The 18,793-nt window shown below is 49.2% G+C and carries 18 protein-coding genes; 2 read left to right on the top strand and 16 right to left on the bottom strand.

The window, feature by feature from the left end:
* Positions 1-3: 3 nt before the first annotated feature.
* Both vapB and vapC read left to right on the top strand, forming a co-directional pair.
* Positions 4-237, top strand: coding sequence for a type II toxin-antitoxin system VapB family antitoxin (gene vapB / locus ACP3PW_RS11770; RefSeq protein ID WP_426416891.1), 234 nt, complete (start codon positions 4-6; stop codon positions 235-237).
* The gene (gene vapC, locus ACP3PW_RS11765) at positions 237-635 is read left to right on the top strand and encodes a type II toxin-antitoxin system tRNA(fMet)-specific endonuclease VapC (RefSeq protein ID WP_426416890.1); all 399 of its coding nucleotides are present in this window, start codon (positions 237-239) and stop codon (positions 633-635) included. Before vapB ends, vapC begins: the two co-directional genes overlap by 1 nt.
* Before the next feature lie 12 nt (positions 636-647).
* Here vapC and ACP3PW_RS11760 read toward each other — a convergent pair whose 3' ends face one another.
* The 16 genes from ACP3PW_RS11760 to ACP3PW_RS11685 form a co-directional block, all read right to left on the bottom strand.
* Positions 648-2,384: an SLC13 family permease gene (locus ACP3PW_RS11760; RefSeq protein WP_426416889.1), complete on the bottom strand. Its 1,737-nt coding sequence runs from the start codon at positions 2,382-2,384 to the stop codon at positions 648-650.
* Positions 2,385-2,504: 120 nt separating this feature from the next.
* A complete protein-coding gene (locus ACP3PW_RS11755) occupies positions 2,505-2,879 on the bottom strand; it encodes a hypothetical protein (RefSeq protein WP_426416888.1) in 375 nt (124 codons plus the stop codon).
* 191 nt (positions 2,880-3,070) lie between these two features.
* Positions 3,071-3,661, bottom strand: a complete 591-nt coding sequence (gene cysC, locus ACP3PW_RS11750) for an adenylyl-sulfate kinase (protein ID WP_426416887.1) — start codon at positions 3,659-3,661, stop codon at positions 3,071-3,073.
* A 140-nt stretch (positions 3,662-3,801) separates the two neighbouring features.
* Positions 3,802-4,218, bottom strand: coding sequence for an H-NS family nucleoid-associated regulatory protein (locus tag ACP3PW_RS11745; protein ID WP_426416886.1), 417 nt, complete (start codon positions 4,216-4,218; stop codon positions 3,802-3,804).
* A 168-nt stretch (positions 4,219-4,386) separates the two neighbouring features.
* Entirely contained in the window at positions 4,387-6,384 is a 1,998-nt protein-coding gene (locus tag ACP3PW_RS11740) for a polysaccharide biosynthesis protein (RefSeq protein ID WP_426416885.1), read from the bottom strand.
* Positions 6,385-6,453: 69 nt separating this feature from the next.
* Entirely contained in the window at positions 6,454-7,629 is a 1,176-nt protein-coding gene (locus tag ACP3PW_RS11735) for a DegT/DnrJ/EryC1/StrS family aminotransferase (protein WP_426416884.1), read from the bottom strand.
* A gap of 26 nt (positions 7,630-7,655) precedes the next feature.
* The gene (locus tag ACP3PW_RS11730; RefSeq protein WP_426416883.1) at positions 7,656-8,270 is read right to left on the bottom strand and encodes a sugar transferase; all 615 of its coding nucleotides are present in this window, start codon (positions 8,268-8,270) and stop codon (positions 7,656-7,658) included.
* A gap of 14 nt (positions 8,271-8,284) precedes the next feature.
* Positions 8,285-9,535 carry a lipopolysaccharide biosynthesis protein gene (locus tag ACP3PW_RS11725; protein WP_426416882.1) on the bottom strand — a complete coding sequence of 417 codons (1,251 nt, stop codon included), beginning with the start codon at positions 9,533-9,535 and terminating at the stop codon, positions 8,285-8,287.
* Between the two features lie 10 nt (positions 9,536-9,545).
* Complete coding sequence (locus tag ACP3PW_RS11720) at positions 9,546-10,487, bottom strand: sulfotransferase family protein (protein WP_426416881.1); 942 nt, start codon at positions 10,485-10,487, stop codon at positions 9,546-9,548.
* 228 nt (positions 10,488-10,715) lie between these two features.
* The gene (locus tag ACP3PW_RS11715) at positions 10,716-11,354 is read right to left on the bottom strand and encodes an acetyltransferase (RefSeq protein WP_426416880.1); all 639 of its coding nucleotides are present in this window, start codon (positions 11,352-11,354) and stop codon (positions 10,716-10,718) included.
* Between the two features lie 10 nt (positions 11,355-11,364).
* Entirely contained in the window at positions 11,365-12,483 is a 1,119-nt protein-coding gene (locus tag ACP3PW_RS11710; protein WP_426416879.1) for a glycosyltransferase family 4 protein, read from the bottom strand.
* A gap of 1 nt (position 12,484) precedes the next feature.
* The gene (gene asnB, locus ACP3PW_RS11705) at positions 12,485-14,413 is read right to left on the bottom strand and encodes an asparagine synthase (glutamine-hydrolyzing) (RefSeq protein ID WP_426416878.1); all 1,929 of its coding nucleotides are present in this window, start codon (positions 14,411-14,413) and stop codon (positions 12,485-12,487) included.
* A 12-nt stretch (positions 14,414-14,425) separates the two neighbouring features.
* Positions 14,426-15,577: a glycosyltransferase gene (locus ACP3PW_RS11700; protein WP_426416877.1), complete on the bottom strand. Its 1,152-nt coding sequence runs from the start codon at positions 15,575-15,577 to the stop codon at positions 14,426-14,428.
* A 99-nt stretch (positions 15,578-15,676) separates the two neighbouring features.
* On the bottom strand, positions 15,677-16,822 hold the full coding sequence (locus ACP3PW_RS11695; RefSeq protein WP_426416876.1) for a glycosyltransferase: 1,146 nt from the start codon (positions 16,820-16,822) through the stop codon (positions 15,677-15,679).
* Positions 16,819-17,760: a hypothetical protein gene (locus tag ACP3PW_RS11690; RefSeq protein WP_426416875.1), complete on the bottom strand. Its 942-nt coding sequence runs from the start codon at positions 17,758-17,760 to the stop codon at positions 16,819-16,821. The genes ACP3PW_RS11695 and ACP3PW_RS11690 overlap by 4 nt, the downstream gene beginning before the upstream one ends.
* A 51-nt stretch (positions 17,761-17,811) precedes the next feature.
* Positions 17,812-18,771, bottom strand: a complete 960-nt coding sequence (locus ACP3PW_RS11685; protein WP_426416874.1) for a sulfotransferase — start codon at positions 18,769-18,771, stop codon at positions 17,812-17,814.
* Between the last annotated feature and the right edge of the window lie 22 nt (positions 18,772-18,793).

Below are 18,793 nucleotides of genomic sequence, written 5' to 3'. Positions count from 1 at the left end.
GCCATGTCCACTGGATCCGTATTCATCAATAATCGTACACAGTCGGTTCGCTTACCCGCCGATAGTCGATTCCCCGAAGGCGTCAAAAAGGTACAGGTTCGGGTAGTGGGAAACGACCGCATTCTTTCCCCCATAGACCACAGCTGGGACAGTTTCTTTCTGGACGCCACGCCTGCTAGCGAAGACTTTATGGAGACCCGTCCCTCACAGGAGCAGCAAGAGCGGGAAGCGTTCTAATGCTTAAATATATGCTCGACACCAATATCGTTATTTACGTAATCAAACGTCGCCCGTTAGAAGCACTGGAAACATTCAACCGTCACGCGGGCCAAATCTCGATCAGCTCAATTACCCTTGCCGAACTGCTGCACGGTGCAGAAAAGAGCGAGCGCAAGGAGCACAATCTACGCGTGGTTGAAGACTTCAGCTCTCGCCTTGATGTGTTGGATTACTCCCCTAAAGCAGCGGCACACTATGGCGATATACGTGCAGAACTGGAGCGTCAAGGCAGGGTAACCGGCGTAAATGACCTTCATATTGCGGCACATGCCCGCAGTGAGGGGTTGATACTGGTAACGAACAATATGAAAGAGTTTAAGCGGGTGGATGCGCTGAGGCTGGAAAATTGGGTTTGATGGCCCGATCGATCAGAAAGGAAAAAATAACGGTACCAGCAACATAACCATCACGCCGTAGATGAGGCTGATGGGGAGCCCCATGCGCAGGTAATCCACAAAACGATAGTTACCTGCACCATAGACCATCAGGTTGGTCTGGTAGCCGTAGGGGGTAAGAAAGCTGGCACTGGCTCCATACGCGACCACCATCACGAAGGGCATGGAGGAGACACCGAGGCTCTCTGCAAGCCCCCAGGCCACCGGGAAGGCCAATGCGGCAGCAACATTGTTGGTGACCAGTTCCGTCAGTGCCATCGTCAACAGATAGATACTCAGTAGCGCCACCCAGGGGGATATCGCCCCACCGCCGGGGAGTATTAACTCCACCGCCCGATCGACCAGCCCAACGTCTTGAACCACCTGTGCGATTCCCAGCGCGCTGCCGATCACCAAAAACAGTTGGTAGGGAAAACGTTGCACCAACTCTGCTACGCTGACCCAGCCAGCCAGGAGGTAGAGTGATAACACCAGCAGCAAGCCATCAAACAGGGGCAAAACACCGCTCGCTGCCAACACAATCGCGCCGACAAAGGAGAACAGTGAACCCAGACTTCCCCGCTGGCTTAGTCGTCCACCAACGCTGCCACTGCTAATGGGGTGAAGATCGCCACTATCTCGTGCTCGTTGTTCAAAATCTCCACCGGCCGACAACAGCAAGCAGTCGCCCACCTGTAGCTCGATGCTGCCCAGTTTGCCCGACAACTGTTCATGGCCACGATTGACGGCAACCACCGCCGCGTCGTAACGGCTACGAAAGCCGCTATCCTTTAGGGACTTGCCAACCAATTTTGAGGTGTTGGAAACCACCGCTTCGGCCATGCCTCCCTGAATCTCACCCACCCCCTGAGCCTCGTGGGCGAGCTGCAAGCCATCGATCGCCGCTAACTGTTGCACGTTATCGGTCTCTCCGTTGAACAGCAGCCGATCGCCAGCTTCCAGCAGCAGGTCAGGGCTGACCGGGGCGATCACCCGCTCGCCACGTACCAGTTCCACCAGAAACAGCTTGTCGAGTTGGCGCAGCCGATTTTCCCGCACCGTACGACCGACCAAAGGCGCTGCCTCCTCTACCCGGGCTTCAGCAAAGTAGCGGCGTTGTTGTTTTTGCACCGAGGGGTAGCTGGGCAACAATTTGGGGCCAAGGACAACCGAGGCCAGCACCCCAACGATAGCGAGTGGCACACCCACCCACATAAAATCGGTCAAAGCCAATGGCGAGCCACCGGCCGCCTCCACAAAACTGTTAACAATCAAATTAGTGGAGGTGCCGATCAGGGTAGTAGTGCCCCCCAAAACCGCGGCGTAGGAGAGCGGGATCAGCAGGCGCGAAGGGGCAATACGGTCCTGTGAGGCGATGCGCCCCATCAGAGAGGCAACCACCGCGGTATTATTCAAAAAGGCGGAGAGAACCGCGGTGAGTCCCCCCAGACGCAACAATGAAGCCCTTTCGCTGGTATTAAGCAAGACCCGGGTGGCCCAATCGAGCAAGCGACTCTTTTCCAGTCCAACGGACACCAGCAGTAATAACAGCAGGGTAAGCAGTGAGCCATTGATAAAGTTGGATAACATCAGCTGCCGGTCGATCAAACCGAAAAGGTAGAAACCCAGCAAACAGCCGCCGAAGAGAAATGCCGGACGAACACGGGTAGCAATCAGCGCAGCAAGCAACCCAACCAGTGCCATCAATACGATCAGTGCAGACGCCGACATTGAATATCCTTATCCCCTAAAGGTTGCAGCTCCACTGTTGTCATGCCCGAGCAGGCGGGCATCCAACTACCCCATTTCCGTCATCCACGCGCAGGCGGGCATCTAACTATCCCAACTCCGTCATGCCCGAGCAGGCGGGCATCTAACGACCCCAACTTCGTCATGCCCGCGTAGGCGGGCATCTAACAACTCTGCATGGATCCCCGCCTTCGCGGGGATGACATAGAACATCATCAACGACATAAAACGCCACGGATGGCATAAAACACCGCTGACCCCACCACCGCCATGCTCGCGTAGGCGGGCATCCAACAACTCTGCATGGATCCCCGCCTTCGCGGGGATGACATAGAACATCATCAACGACATAAAACGCCACGGATGGAATAAAACACCGCTGACCCCACCACCGTCATGCTCGCGTAGGCGGGCATCTAACAACTCTGCATGGATCCCCGCCTTCGCGGGGATGACATAGAACATCATCAACGACATAAAACGCCACGGATGGAATAAAACACCGCTGACCCCACCACCGTCATGCCCGCGTAGGCGGGCATCTAACAACTCTGCATGGATCCCCGCCTTCGCGGAGATGACAACTCCCTCAAATGCAATCGGCAGCCCTTACGCCTGGGCCCTCAGCTTTCGCGGGAATGACAGCGTCGGTATTGAACAATCGGGCGCTAGATATACCCGTTAGCTTCCATGTAACTGATCAGTTCGCCCACGCAGGCCTCGATCGGCAAGGTGCCGGTGTCGATGGTAACATCTGGCCGGCGGGGGATTTCATAAGCGGAATCAATGCCCGTGAAGTTTAAAATTTCTCCCTTACGGGCTTTTTGGTACAGACCTTTGGGGTCCCGATCCTCACAAACATCGAGCGGAGCATTCATGTAAACTTCGATGAACTCCTCGGTCTCCAGCAAACCACGAACCATATCCCGTTCCGCGGCGAAGGGAGAGATAAAGGCACTCATTACGATCACACCGGCATCCACAAACAGATGAGCCATCTCACCAATACGGCGGATGTTCTCTACACGGTCCTCATCGGTAAAACCAAGGTCTTTATTGAGGCCATGACGAACGTTATCACCGTCGAGTAGATAGGTATGAAACCCCCGCCGGTGCAGCTCCTGCTCCAGGGCGTTCGCAATGGTGGATTTGCCCGAACCGCTAAGGCCGGTAAACCATACCAGACAAGGTTTCTGCTTTTTTAGAGTGGCTCTTTCTACCTTGGTAATGGCTTGATCATGCCATACAATATTGCTCATGGTTTGCCCTAAAAAGTGGAGTACGAAGTACCCTATTTTATACGCTCGTCTTCAATGCTGCCAATAAAGATCTGCATAAGTGGGCGCCCTAAATAAAATAGGTTCCGACTAATGGGATCTTTCATAGCACATCAGAAAAATCACTTGATCAAGCAGTCTTCCTTGCTATTACCCTGATCAAAAAACGCCTGGAACACCTTAGGGGTGCGCCCGCGTCCGGTCCACTGGTGTACTTTTCCTTGATCGTCGGTTATCTGAAATTTGGCGGCTACCTTAACTTTGCTGGAGGCCTTTTTCGCTGATTTGGCCTTGCGCGCGCGCGTAGACTTTTCGGCACCCAGGTCACTGGCACTCAAACCGGCTTCGACCATCAGCTTTTTAATCTCGGCGAGTTTTTTCAGCTTTCTAGATTCCCGCTGCTGTTTCTCGTCGGCTTTACGCTTTTTAATGACATCAGCCAGGTTCAAAGCCAGCTTTTCCAACTCCTGCAGAGTGAGTGGCTTAAGGGTTTTATTCAGAGTGGTTTTTTTTAATAGGGATTTACCAATATCAGACATTTTACATTCCTAAAATAACATTATTTTGAAACATTTTGGCGACGCGCATTATTAGCACTGTTTAAAAGATTAGCAACCGATAAAAATTTTAGTTTACTAGCTACCAGCACAAATTAAAGTCCTCCTTAAAACAAGAGCCTTAAGCCGGCATGAAATGGCTACAAAATTTCAGGAATCGGACTGCATCCAATCAACAATACCGGAATCTGGATTAAACCCGGACACATGCTTAACCATCAGTTTTCGCACTGTCAAAAAATCATCGCCCTGCAACGCCAAACTCAACTCATCCAATAGCTGGCACAACTCTGGCCAAGGCATAAACTCCTCCTCGGCCCGCATAATCATTGGATGGGTGGTGGAACCCACGGCGTCGCCAATAAGTAGCTCCTCGTATAGTTTTTCCCCGGGGCGCAAACCGGTGAACTCGATTGCTATATCTCCATCAGGATCTTTCTCATCACGAACACTCAGCCCCGCGAGATGGACCATTTTCTCTGCCAGATCGACGATTTTTATCGGCTCGCCCATATCCAGTACAAAGACATCACCGCCACTTCCCAGAGAGCCCGCCTGAATCACGAGCTGGGCAGCTTCGGGGATGGTCATGAAATAGCGTGTGATACTGGGGTGGGTGACCGTTACAGGGCCTCCATTGGCGATCTGTTCGCGAAACAGGGGGATCACGGAACCCGATGAGCCCAGCACATTTCCGAACCGCACCATGGTAAAACGGGTGTTATTGGCCAACACCGGCGTGTCGATCTCACACTTATCGGCTTGGTACAGCGTCACTTCACGGGTTACCGCCAACGCTTGTAAAACCATCTCGGCCAGGCGTTTAGAACCCCCCATAACATTGGTTGGACGCACTGCCTTGTCGGTAGAAATGAGAACAAAGTTCTCGACACCTGCAGCCACCGCTGCCTGCGCGGTTTGCAGCGTACCCAACACATTATTCTCTATGCCCTCCGCCACGTTGTGCTCGACGATCGGCACATGTTTATACGCAGCTGCGTGATAAACCGTCGCCACAGAATAGCGCCTTAAGACCGCCAGCAGACGTTTCCCATTACGGACCGACCCCAGTATGGGAATAAGCCGTACCGACAGCCCTAAACGCCCGATCATTTTTTCCAGATCGGCCTGAATCGCATACAGGTTATATTCAGAATGTTCGTAAAGAATCAGCGCAGAGGGCTGGTTATCGAGAATTTTCCGGCACAGTTCTGAACCGATAGAGCCCCCTGCCCCGGTGACCATGACGGTCTTTTCCGTTATACAGCGCTCTAGCAGAGAAACATCGGGTGCCACCTCATCGCGGCCAAGGACATCCTCGATACCGACTTCGCGAATATCCTCGACCTTCACCTTGCCCGTTGCGATCTCGCTAATGCCAGGTAATGTCCGCACATGAACCGGGTAGGGCTCGAGCTGGTCGATGATCTCCCGGCGGCGCTTGCGCGAGGCACTGGGCAGCGCCAGCAACACCTCCTTGCATCCGGTTTCTTCAATCATCTGATCGATATGCTTGGGGGTATAGACTCGCAGCCCGGCAATGACCCTTCCGGCCAGGGAACGATCATCGTCAATAAATGCCAGCGGTAACAGATCGCCGCTGTGTTCAAGGGCGGACAGCAGTTGGAAACCCGCATCTCCTGCCCCATAAATAGCAACGGGGATGCGCTTATCATCAAGAAAATGCTTCTTGCTTAAACGAGTAAAGGGATAAAACAATGGAGTATTGGTCACAAAGTATCGGCGCATAAACAGTCGCAGGCAGCCGATTAAACCTGTAGATAACAGCCAATAGTTAAACACCACCGAACGAGGCACCAGCTCATTACCTTTATACCAATAGATCAATAGCGTCAGTACCAGCGCCGAAAGCGCGGTCGCCTGTACCAGGGTAATCAACGCATCGCGCCCTATATAACGCATAACGGCACGGTATAGCCCCATGGTGATAAAAAAGGGTAATGCCGTAAGGGGTGCTGCGATAAACAGCCAAAAATGATCCCCAAATGGGTTAATCAGTTGATCTGTGCCCAAGCGGATAAAAAAAGCCAGCCACAGCGCTATCCAGATCAGCACCGTATCCACAGCAAGCTGCAACAAGCGCTTTTGCTTGCGGGGAAGAGCAAGAAGAAAGTGTTTCAAGTTCATTGCTATAGGGTACCTTTAAACAGGTTAGGATCCGCTATCGCCACAATTTTATCTTCTGTGGCCGCACGATTAAACGGACGCAGTGCCCAGCACAGATACCAGCGCCTCACAGGTTTTATCGATTTCGACATCGCTCAGTGTCGGATGAACCAGAAACATCAAACTGGTTTCTCCCAGCTCCTGCGCAGCTGGCAGCCTTTCGGCCGGTCTAAAACCTGTCCCCTCAAAACAGGCTTCCAGATATACTTCTGAACAGGAACCTTGATAACAGGGAACACCGAGCTTTCCGAGTTCGGCAACGATTCTATCCCGGTCCCAGCCGACCGCCAAATGCGCAGGGTCCACGAACAGATAATGTTTGTACCGGGCATGCTCAATGTTATCACCGGGTTTGGGTGACCTTATAGATGAATAGGGGGCTACCGCTGCATCGATGGCACTTGCAGCGCGCTGACGGCGCAGGGTCCATTCGGGCATTCTATGCAACTGAATACGCCCGATGGCCGCCTGCATCTCGGTCATGCGCATGTTAGTGCCGAAAGCATCATGCACCCAGCGAAAACCCGGCGGGTGTTCGCGCTCGTAGACAGCCTCCCAGGATTTTCCATGATCTTTGTAAGACCATATCTTTTTCCACAAATCCTTGCGGTTGGTCGTCACCATACCGCCTTCGCCTCCGGTGGTCATGATTTTGTCCTGACAAAATGACCAGGCCGCAACATCCCCAAAGGAGCCGACGGAACGCCCCTTATAGCGAGCACCGTGGGCCTGAGCGCAGTCCTCGACAACGGCAATATCGCACTCTCCCGCAAGCTCCATAATAGGATCCATATCGCAGGGCCAGCCTGCCAAGTGCACGCACACAATAGCTTTGGTACGACTCGAAACCAGTGGCAGGATGGATGCGGCCGTAATGTTCTGGCTGTCCCGATCGACATCGGCAAAAACAGGCTTGGCGCCGCTAAGCACGATCGATGACACACTAGCCAAAAAGGTGCGCGAAGTGACAATCACCTCATCCCCTTTACCGATACCTAGCGCATGCAGCGCCAGATCGAGCGCGACCGTTCCGTTGGAGACTGCTACCGCATAGTTGCAATCGGTGAAGCGGGCAAACTCCTTTTCGAACTCACGCCCTTCCGTGCCGGTCCAATAATTGACTCGGCCGGACTCCATCACCCGAGAAACCGCTGAAATCTCCTCTTCCGTAAATGATGGCCAGGGAGAAAAAGGGGTATTTAACATGTCAAAATTCCTGCTAGCCACGAAGGCTATAGATTATCGGGTTTTACGGAAGATCCGCTAAACTTCTCGGCGGTAACGCTCTGTTCGGAGGAGATGCCGTCCCGGTTAAGAACCTTAGCCACGGTCATCCATAGAATTTTAATATCGAGCATCAACGACTGATTTTCTACATACCAGATATCGTACTCAAACTTTTGCTCCCAACTGATAGCATTACGCCCATTCACCTGCGCCCAGCCCGTGACACCGGGTTTAACTTCATGGCGACGCGCCTGTTCAGGACTGTAGAGAGGCAGGTATTCAACCAACAAAGGCCGCGGGCCGACCAGGCTCATCTCACCTTTGAGCACATTCCATAATTCAGGCAGCTCATCAAGACTGGTAGAACGCAAAAACGCGCCGAAGGGGGTCAGACGTTCACTATCGGGCAGCGGGTTACCGTCGGGGTCCACCGCATCGCGCATGGTGCGAAATTTAACCATCGAAAATAGCTTGTCGCCCTGCCCCGGTCGCACCTGTTTGAATAGGGCCGGGCTGCCCAAAAAACGTAAAACGCTGATATAAACAACTACGACGACGGGTGCAAGCAGCACCAACGTGACAAGAGAAATCGTAACGTCGAAAACTCGTTTAGCAGACATGACCCATCAACCCTTTAATTTGGTTCATTAGGCGCCTTGGTGTGGGACTCCCCTGCACTTAAAGCGAAGGAAGCTACTCCAGCGCCAACCAATGACACTACGACGTTAGCCCCTACAACACCCATAATTTCACCGTAAACCGCTCCAATGGTTACCAAACCTATGCATAAAGAGGCACTGGCAAGTTTAATCCATACCAATTTCTCCATTTTAGCATTGGCATAAAACCCGGCTTGGAGTAGGTACGATACTGAATAACCGACCGCGCCCAGCACGACCCAGGGTAATAACCAAGAATACTGGCGGTATGCATCACCCACCATCCATGAAAAAATCCATTCGTGCAAAATCCAGACAGCACCCACTCCACATAGGCCCGGAGCCAAAAAAGCCAGTACCACACGACCATTACGCTGCACAATTCCGGCTGAATCATTCGATTTGAATAGGACCGGCATAATGTACTGAAATAGCGCCCTCATCACTAACACTACAGGCATAAAACCAAGTTGATAGAGTACAAAATAGGCCCCCAGTACCTCCAGCCCCACAAACCACTCTAGTGCCAATCGGTCATAGAAGGAAATAACCCATAGAAGAAACCCTATAAGCAGGCACTTCCCAATAGGCAAGGGCTTAACAGCTTCGAGCTCTGCCCCTTCGTTCCCACCCAAGTTCGTCACCTTTTCTGTCTTCGAGGAGATTGAAGAAAGGAATAAAACGTCGAATATTACCGTGCACGCAACGCCTATAGCAAAGCCCGCCATTATGGCGGTGACCGACTGATCTATAAAAACAAAAAACAGTAGTGCAAACCCAAAACGCAGCCACTGCAAGAAGTTGCAGTGCAATGCAAACCCTGTGCGCTGTGACGTTGCAGAGAGGGCGGACTCCCCGATGACCGCTGCACCGAGAAGGGATACAAATGCCATACCACTGATAAACTCCCCAAGCCCATCTCTTGCTGAAACCCAAAACCATGCACCCAGAGCTAGTACCAAAAAGCTGGCAAATAGTAGTTTGAAGGCCTTTTTATCAAGGACAACTCCGTACGCACCACCGGCTTTAAGATAAAACGAATTGCGGAGAATATTATTGCCCCACGACTCTCTCACCAAATACTGAAACAGGGTTGCAAACGCAACATAGAGAGCAACCTGGCCGTACTGCTCCGGAGATACATAGCGAGTCAGCAGGCTAACGCCCACAACCGCGCCAAGAGCACTGACAAAATATCCTAAAAAATGGATAAGAATAAGTTTCATTAGTAAACGGCTAGCGATTCCATGAGGAAAGGTCGCGCCCCATCAGTTCAGACAGTTTTTCCACTTCTGGTGCCAGATCGCCTTGGATTCGCTTGTAATCTGCCTCTGTAATTTTCGGCTTATCACCCTCTCGGCTTATTAAAACAAGAAACTTCCGTGCCATGTCTTCTACCCGTTGTAGTACGGGGCTTCCCGATACAGCCACTCGCCGTCTCAACGCCGCATGCCAATTTGCCAAAAAGCCTGGGGGCGCAATCAAAAAACGCGCTATCAGCCCTGAACGATGAGCCTTCCTTTCATTAACTTTCGGAAAGTCAGTTCGACCGTCATCGTCTACCCCAATAAACTGGAGCACATCACGGTAGACGCCCCCAGTGTTCCTAACGAAATCATCGAATAGGACGGGTAACACCTGGTCCTTAGGAAACACAGAGTAGATACGCGCAAGATTGGACCCTAACGCGCATGTTTGTCGGTAGCGCAACACCATAGGCTCTCGGCAACCGCCAGGTAGACTCCTGCCCTGCTCCCGTTCCTCTTGCAGATCCCAAGCCCTGGCGGGATCTTTCTCTGATTCATAGAAAGAGTAAAGTAGCTGCGAGTGCTCGGACAGAAACAGGTCAACCGGGTTTCGAAGCATAACTATAACCTTTGCTTCAGGGTTGTAGTCATGTATTTCATTTGCAGCACTTTGTGACCCGAAATAGCATACGGAGGCGTCACCCGCCTTTTGCCCTAGGGATTTACCATCGAAAAGGGCCTCGTAGTCCTTTAACTCCCTTATCCTACCACCTATATTGGGATAGTCTTGGGAGAAATAGTGAGGCTCTTTATGGGTGGGAAGAAACACCGACGGATGTCTCTTTAAATACTCAAACAACGCCGTCGTACCTGCCTTTGGAGCACCTACGATGAAGAAATCCACGCATTTTGGGGGGGTTGAAAAACTCATACGCTTACCTTAAATCTGACTGCTTAGGCGAAGAGCTGCAGCCCGCGTTTATACTTCAGTGCGCAGCGGAAAGAACCACGAATCATCTGATAACAGACGATTATAAAAAACCTTGCTGAGTACTGATATCCAAAAACCGAGTGTCAAATCTCATCAGAATCACACCAATCTACTTTGCAGCATCAAAGATAGCGCTCTCTGTTAATAAATCTGAAGGCTAGCTGGGGCTCAAGTTACCGAGTTAACCACAGGCTTAGCTGGGAGGCCGACCGCAGTAACTGAATCGGGTATATCATTTATAACGACACCACCGGCACCAATTATAACATCGGCGCCGATAAAGACATTATTTGTCACACTTGCGCCTATCCCTACCCAGGAACGGCGCCCTATCTCAACAGCACCAGCTAAATGCACCCCAGGAGAAAGGTGCACCCCATCTGCAATTTTTCCATCGTGATCAATGGTTGCAGCAGTATTGACTATAACTCCACGGCCAAGTGAAGAGCCAGAATTTACCACACAATTAGCGAAACACACGGTCCCTGCACCGACCACGACATCCTGTGCGATCTGAGCCGATGGATGAATAATGGATACTATTTTAAAACCATCGGCACCCAATTTATCGAGAAAATGCAGCCGCAGCTTATTTTTCCCGAAAGCGACGACCACATTAGGCCACCGCTCCTTCAAGCCTGAAAGGGTGTTTGAATCGCCAATTAATGGATACCCCCCGGATACTCGAACCTCAGGATAGATATCATCCACAAATGCAATTTTGCCCCATAAACCTGAGAGCGATGCTGCATCCGCAACCACTCGACCATGGCCGCCACACCCCAAAATCAAGAGATTATCTTTCATTCAACTTCCCCTAGCTCAACCCCATAGAAGCGAGCATCGCGGCATTAACCTTCCGCACATCGTATTTTTCTTCTGCTATAACTCTACTTGCTTCGCCCATAGAAGCAACGAGATCCGGCCTATCAATAAACAACTTCATAGACGCTACCAGGCTATCAACACTACGTGTTGGTATCAGATAACCATTAACACCAGATTCTACCGTCTCCCTGCAGCCTGGTGAGTCTGTAGTAATCACTGCACGACCCGAGGCCATCGCCTCAAGCACAGTACGAGGCGTACCCTCGCCGTAAAAAGAGGGCAATACATAGACAGAGGAATCAGCTAGTGCAGGGCGTACATCAGACAAGCGCCCTAAAAACTCTATATCGCCACTCTCATGCCAAACATCCAAATCAGACTTAGAAATTGAGTGAGGGTTGTCGTCAATCCAGCCGGCAAGGCGAAAATTAATCCACGGATAATCTTTCTTTAATGCTCGAGCCGCACCGGCATACTCGTAGATCCCCTTGTCACGTATGAGCCGAGCAATCAAAAGAAATGAAAGTTTTTTTGGAAAGGGTGTCGAATTAAACACTTTTGTATCGACGCCAGACCCATTCACTAAAACAGCTTTATTCTCTCCTGCTATAATGCGCCTATTCACAAAAACAGACAGATCGTCCGGGTTCTGAAAAAATATATGGTTATTAAATCGAGCGGCAATACGATATAGCTGACCGGAAATGAGGCCGACAAATCGGCTTTTCCAAGTTTCTTTTGAAAAAGAATATCCTAGGCCAGTAATCATAGAATATATACGTGGCACGCCACTTATCTTCGCAGCAATAGAGCCATATATTACCGGTTTTATTGTATAACCAAAAAAAAGATCTGGTTTAATCGAGCGAAACAGCAACACTAGCGCAATTAAGAACCGCAAATCACCTAGTGGATTGATGCCTGTTCGGTTGAGCTTTATCGGGATGTATGTCACTCCTAACTCGCAAAGCTTTTCTTCAACGCCTACCGCTTCGTCTGGCGCACAGGCAAAAACTTCGTGGCCACAACGCACCATATCCTGAAGCAGCGCTCCCCGAAAATTCAAGAGGGACTCTGCAAAGCCTCCCATAACTAATACTTTCGCCATGCTACTTCCTTGTTTCCAGCCACGCTTGAAACATCAAAACATCCCACAAATAATAATGCCAACGGCGACTACCACTCGTATGTTCTAACCACATTTTTCTTATCGGTTTGGGATCAAAAAACCCCTCTTGCTCTAACCTTCTCTCAGACAAAAGATCTTCAGCCCAGTCACGAAGAGGACCACATAACCACTGTTCAATAGGTATTCCAAACCCCATCTTGGGACGATTCATTAATTCATTAGGCACATAACGATTCAAGACCTCGCGCAGTAGCCACTTCCCCTTTCCGTCTCGGTACTTCATCGACATAGGGACCTGCCAAGCAAATTCAACAACCCGATGGTCCAACAACGGAACACGCGCCTCCAAACTAACCGCCATACTTGCTCGATCAACTTTCGTAAGAATATCATCGGGCAGGTACGTGAGACTATCAAGATACATCATTCGCTCGCGCAATCCAGAAAGATTGGGCATTCGATCAGGAGTATCAAACAAGGTGACGGGCTCATGCCCACCAATGACAACGGACGCGGGGTCTTTCCAGTGAGATACAAGCCTATGATAATAGGACTCCCCTGTCGTTTGTTTTACAACATCGGCGAGCTTTGGTAATCGGTCTGCAAAATGAGGAATTCTGAAGCGCTTGGGAAGGAAGCTCATTAGTGTTTCGATCGATGCACCTGGTAGAGCTTCAATCAGGGCCGCCATTGGCCTTCTAGCCGCAATAGGCAACCACCCCATAAGACGCCAGATTTGATAACCTTTAGTATAACGATCGTAACCACAAAACAGTTCGTCACCACCATCACCGGATAGGCTTACGGTGACGTATTTCCTGGTTAGCTCGCTCAGCAAAAGGGTAGGGATCTGAGAAGCATCAGAAAATGGCTCATCCCATATTTCAGGCAGTCGTGGTATTACCGCCATTGCGTCACTAGGCGTTACGTACAACTCTGTATGATCAGTACCTAGATGCTTTGCTACGGCCTTAGCATGAACGGCTTCATTATAACCTTTCTCATGAAACCCTATAGTGAATGTTTGTACTGCTTTCGTTGATTGGGCCTGCATTAAAGCGGCAACCGTTGTTGAGTCGAAGCCCCCTGAGAGAAATGCTCCAAGAGGCACATCTGATGCCATTCGGCTACGAACAGCCTCTCTTAGTATTCTATCGAGCTGGTCTGTTTGCTCCTCCACGCTATAAGACAGCCGCTGATTACCTGATTCAGCTACCGAATGTAAACTCCAATAGCACTCGGGGTCAGCTATAACCCGACCGCCGTCCTTTATAACCAGATAATTTGCTGCAGGTAGCTTCCGAATATCCTTATAGATACTCCAAGGCGTCGGAACGTAATTGTGGCGCATATAGAGGGTTAGCGCTTCGCGGTCAATCTCCCCTCTCCACTTAGGGTGAGCAGATAGCGCCTTGAGCTCAGAACCAAATAGAAAAACGCCCGATGAATTACCGTAGTAAAGGGGTTTTTCCCCCATCCGATCGCGTGCCAAAATCAGGGCCTGCTCAACATTATCCCACAGAGCAAAAGCAAACATTCCATTCAGCCTCTGGAGCGCAGCTTTAACACCCCAATGCCTGAGCGACGCAAGAAGCGTTTCAGTATCAGAATGCCCTTTCCATGTATACTGCCCGCCCTCAGATTCCAGATCAGAGCGTAATTCAAGGTGATTATAAATTTCACCGTTAAAAACCAAAACATAGCGACCACAAGGGGACTGCATCGGCTGATGACCCGCAGGCGAGAGGTCAATAATCGAGAGACGCCGATGTGCAAGCGCCAAGGTATGGCTATCGTCCAGCCAAATACCGGAATCATCTGGTCCGCGATGCTCAATTTGTGTCGCCATAGCTTCTATGACAGCTACATTAACCCCTTGCTTATCCCAATAGCCGGTTATTCCGCACAAACGACTGAACTCCTATTTTTTATCAAGCTGTTGATACAAATTCATATAGCAACTCACAATCGATGGCAGAGCGTAGTTCCCTACAATTCTGGCCCTGGCACGACGCCCCATTTGTACACGCTCATCAACAGACAAATCGACCATCGACAGCACAGCGTCACAAAGTGATTTTCTTTCTCCTATCGGTACAGACATCCCACAATCGGCGACAATCCTTGAACTATCACCAACATCAGTAACAACTGCTGGAACCTTGCAGGCCATCGCCTCTCCCACCACATTAGGAAAACCTTCACCCCACTGGCTACTCAGGCAGAAAATATCAAAACCTGAATACCAGCTCGAGGTATCTTGCTGCTCTCCCAGTAGATGAATACGGTCCGCTAGTGCCGTAGGTATAAGAACGGACAACTCCAAATTGGCGGGAACTATATCTCTACCGATCATCACTACCTGTAAATTCTTCCGTATATCCATCACATCAACAATCGATTTCAGAAAACTGGCGTGACCTTTCATTGGATGAAATCGACCCACATGCCCAACCACTACAGCCTCATCAGAAATGGACAACTTTTCTCTGACCGATCTTCTATCTAATGAATTATGACAAAATCGATTAATATCGATACCGTTCGGAATTACTTGCGAAAACCGAGACGAAAAACCAACTTTTTGATGTTGTTCTTTGGATAAATGACTATTGTAAAGCAACGCGTCCGGCAAAAAAGACAGCATAGCATTCGCCTTAATAACCCAGCGTGTAAGCTTTTTCTCATTCGCTAAATCATAAAGAGTTTGCCGAACCCCCCAAACCAACTTGCATTTATCCGACGAAAATATTTTAGCTACAACAGCTGCTATATTTCCATGATACATCCAGCCTTGAATAATAGTGGGTTTAACTACCTTAACAATCCTTCTAAGCTTCAAAATACTTCCAAATGTAGGGCGGCCACGGGGCATATCGAGAGTAAAAACCTTTATGCCAAGGGCTTCAATTCTGGGACCTATATCTCCTACATCGATCAGAGAAACGACGTAACTCTCGCAAGCATCCTTCGAGCTACCGGAAAGAAGATTAAACAACGCTTGCTCGGCACCGCCTATAGATAGGCCGGTAATCACATGCAAAACGGTTGACCGCTGGCGATCACTACTCATCTATATGCAAACCCCAAGTGACATAAACGTTTTATCTCTTTTGATTACATTCACTACTTATCATGTCATCGCCACAAGGCCTTAACCCAACAACGAGCCTTATTTATTTTCCACTAACTTTTTTATGGATAGTTCTGTCTCATCCACCAATTTCGCAATAGAAAAATTATTAGCAATCTGTTCTCTGATGAGCACATGATCACAGCGCCCTGATTGGATATTATCTATTTGACGAATAATGGCATTAGCAAGCGCATTACTATCAGAATGAGGAACCGACAGGCCAAGATCGGAAACTATTTTTACGGAATCACCCACATCAGTGACCACACAGGGAATCCCACATGCCATAGCTTCACCGATGGAATTAGAAAAACCTTCACCATACGCTGAAGATGATACCAACAGGTCGAACAAAGGATAAACGTCCTGCATATTATCCCGTGAACCTAACCAAACAACCCCATCATCTACCCCCAGATTCTTAGCATATGACTTGAGGTAGTCAGTGTAAATCGGGCTTCCGGAGCCAACACAGACGAAGATCACCTCGGATACACTCTTTTTCACTAAAGCGGCAGAATCCAAAAAAGTCTGGTAATCCTTCATTGGGTCAAGCCGACCAACGATACCAATCGTGGTAACACCATCAGGGATACTCAACTCTTCCCTTAATAGATGTTTCTTGTCAGCGGAATAGACAAATTTCTCCGTGTCGATCCCATTGACGATTACCTGGGACACAATCGCTCTGTAACCCAATTTTCGGTGGTATGCATTACCACTATGAGAATTAACGATAAGCAGTGGAACACTGGCAGAGACTCTGGCGCATAGCCACTGTGGTATTGCTCTTTTCCAGTTGAGCGTCATATTTGAGGATCGAATCCCCCACACAAGTCGCCCGGAAAGAGCACCTCGAGTTGCGAGCCACGCTATGAAGTTGGGTAGGTACAACATACTATAGATAACATCAGAGCCGACGCTACCAATCAGACGGCGCAACCGAATAGGCGCAAACGCCATTTTAAGCAGAGTACTAAAAGGATTGGACGATATCGATGTGCACAACGGAACGACCTTTACTTTTACATCATCCAGCAAGTTTAAAGGCAAACCAGTATGTGGAAATAAAGTGCATACCGTTACCTCATGACCTTTAGTGGATAACCCGTTAGCAACATTGATCAACTGCCTTTCCGCTCCGCCTAATGACAGCCGGCCAATAAATAGTAGAATTTTCACAGATCAACACGTCGCTGGTAGCCATAGCGTTTCGCCATCGGCCCAGCAATCCACCAGAACACGCGAAGATCCTTGGCGCAGAGAGCTTGCTTCCAGCCATGATCCGGGCGGAGTTTCAATGCTCCTGCCATTCGGGCTCTGTTACCCGCTACGGTATGCCCTACCGCCATCTCTTCACCTTGTTCCAGAATCGATATAACGGCGTCAAGCCGAATAGCAGCAAACTCCTGAATACAGCTCAGTGAGTGGGATGGCTGCGCCGTAAAGTCTTCATAACGAACTCTTATTAGCTTTCCGGCTCTTTTAGCTCCGCTCAATAACAACTCAGTGAGTAGATTCATTGCTACCCAAAATAACGAAGTTCTCCATATAGGCTTGCTGGCTATATAGGATTGAACACCGTCCTCAGGTTTTTTCTCAAACGCTTTCTTTAATGACCAGGCGATGCCCCTTCCATCACGAACTAGATGAATAAATAGTGTATCAATCCCCTGCACATTCGATAGTGCATAAGCCCTCATCGGATTTTTTGAAGAGTCGACAATTACCGAATGACCACTTACACGAGCAATGGCATTATACAGAGCGCTTTCCATAGCTTGATATCGGATAAAGCTATTGGTTTTAAATAGTCTAGAAAATATCAGTCTGGGTATCTGCCACTTACCAATGAAGGACCGTTGTAATTTTATTAGATCACCCAGGTCGGCGCCTTCCGTAAGCTCTTTCCAAACAGCCATTACTTCACACCAAAACTCACAGCAGTGAGCAAGAGAGCCACAGGCACAGTATTCCTGGGTACTGAGTAACGCTTGGGGCGCATTACAGAGTTCACCAACACTTTCTATATCGTCAGCATTCCCAAGCACCGTATCGAATACGGTTGACCCACTTCTTCCTGCCCCTACGATATGTATTACTTTCAAAGAACTGGCCAAATACTCCCCCCTATCCTATCCTATCCAGTGGAATCAACGCTTCTTCATTTGCTAAAAGATAAACTGATCCAACCACATTTTTGGCCAGGGCTCATCAGGAAACATCCGCTGCAATTCAACTATAGTAGCCTTATGTTTCGACTGTAGATGTTTTCTAACTCCTTCGGGCATGGCGCCTTGTACTCCTTGGCCCACACGAGATTTAAGTAGACTGTGCTGCTGTTCGCCTAATCGATTAAAATCAACTACTGGCATTCTGATATGTCCCAGCACCCTGTTAACCAAAGTTTCTGGTTTTTCAGCTATAGCATCGTAAAACAAAACAAGTAGCCTATCACCAAATACCTTTCGCCAGAGCGGTAAATACTCCGGATAATTGGATTGATCAATAACAGGTTTACGATCAAAAAATTGCTTGAATTCCATTTCAGACACCGAGTCTGGCAAACGTCCCTTATGTTTGCATAAGATCATTCGTGCTGACGACCAATCCCGCTCAATAGGGTTGCGTACAAACATAACCACTTTCAAGCCAGGAAAACGTTGGTCCAAACTTAAAACCGCACTCTCATCCAACTCAACATACTTGGGTGAAATATCGGCAATACCACCATATTCAGAAAAAAGCCCACGATACCAACTATCACTGCGCCTACCGAGAACAAAGCGAAGGCACCATTTGATACCTACCAAGTCCGGCCTATTTAAACCAACTAGAGATTTTACAAATTGTTTTGATGAACTCCAGAGCCAATCTCTATTTGCACGATACAGCCAATGGCGTGAAAACAGGCGACGTAACAAACCTCCTCTTTCAATCCCAAGCATCTCCTCTGTAAAATACTTAATCTCCTTGGCCGGGGGCATCGAGACACCACAAACTCTCAACACATTATTGAGCCAGGTTGTACCTGTTTTTGATGGACCGATACAAATAAAATCGTCATGAGAGACAACTTCTTGAAATAATCCACGAAGGCTTGTCAACTCTTTAGGACTATTAGTATTCACCGCTTACCCCAGAATAAATTAA

The organism is Aestuariirhabdus sp. LZHN29 (genome assembly GCF_049985285.1).
Lineage (GTDB): Bacteria > Pseudomonadota > Gammaproteobacteria > Pseudomonadales > Aestuariirhabdaceae > Aestuariirhabdus.
The sequence above is the reverse complement of the archived record's forward strand: the minus strand, read 5'-3'. Positions and strand labels throughout refer to the sequence as shown.

Excerpts from the sequence above, each read along its gene's own strand:
- vapB (WP_426416891.1), top strand. The coding sequence starts at position 4 with ATGTCCACTGGATCCGTATTCATCAATAATCGTACACAGTCGGTTCGC.
- vapC (WP_426416890.1), top strand. The coding sequence starts at position 237 with ATGCTTAAATATATGCTCGACACCAATATCGTTATTTACGTAATCAAA.
- ACP3PW_RS11760 (WP_426416889.1), bottom strand. The coding sequence starts at position 2,384 with ATGTCGGCGTCTGCACTGATCGTATTGATGGCACTGGTTGGGTTGCTT.
- ACP3PW_RS11755 (WP_426416888.1), bottom strand. The coding sequence starts at position 2,879 with ATGTCGTTGATGATGTTCTATGTCATCCCCGCGAAGGCGGGGATCCAT.
- cysC (WP_426416887.1), bottom strand. The coding sequence starts at position 3,661 with ATGAGCAATATTGTATGGCATGATCAAGCCATTACCAAGGTAGAAAGA.
- ACP3PW_RS11745 (WP_426416886.1), bottom strand. The coding sequence starts at position 4,218 with ATGTCTGATATTGGTAAATCCCTATTAAAAAAAACCACTCTGAATAAA.
- ACP3PW_RS11740 (WP_426416885.1), bottom strand. The coding sequence starts at position 6,384 with ATGAACTTGAAACACTTTCTTCTTGCTCTTCCCCGCAAGCAAAAGCGC.
- ACP3PW_RS11735 (WP_426416884.1), bottom strand. The coding sequence starts at position 7,629 with ATGTTAAATACCCCTTTTTCTCCCTGGCCATCATTTACGGAAGAGGAG.
- ACP3PW_RS11730 (WP_426416883.1), bottom strand. The coding sequence starts at position 8,270 with ATGTCTGCTAAACGAGTTTTCGACGTTACGATTTCTCTTGTCACGTTG.
- ACP3PW_RS11725 (WP_426416882.1), bottom strand. The coding sequence starts at position 9,535 with ATGAAACTTATTCTTATCCATTTTTTAGGATATTTTGTCAGTGCTCTT.
- ACP3PW_RS11720 (WP_426416881.1), bottom strand. The coding sequence starts at position 10,487 with ATGAGTTTTTCAACCCCCCCAAAATGCGTGGATTTCTTCATCGTAGGT.
- ACP3PW_RS11715 (WP_426416880.1), bottom strand. The coding sequence starts at position 11,354 with ATGAAAGATAATCTCTTGATTTTGGGGTGTGGCGGCCATGGTCGAGTG.
- ACP3PW_RS11710 (WP_426416879.1), bottom strand. The coding sequence starts at position 12,483 with ATGGCGAAAGTATTAGTTATGGGAGGCTTTGCAGAGTCCCTCTTGAAT.
- ACP3PW_RS11700 (WP_426416877.1), bottom strand. The coding sequence starts at position 15,577 with ATGAGTAGTGATCGCCAGCGGTCAACCGTTTTGCATGTGATTACCGGC.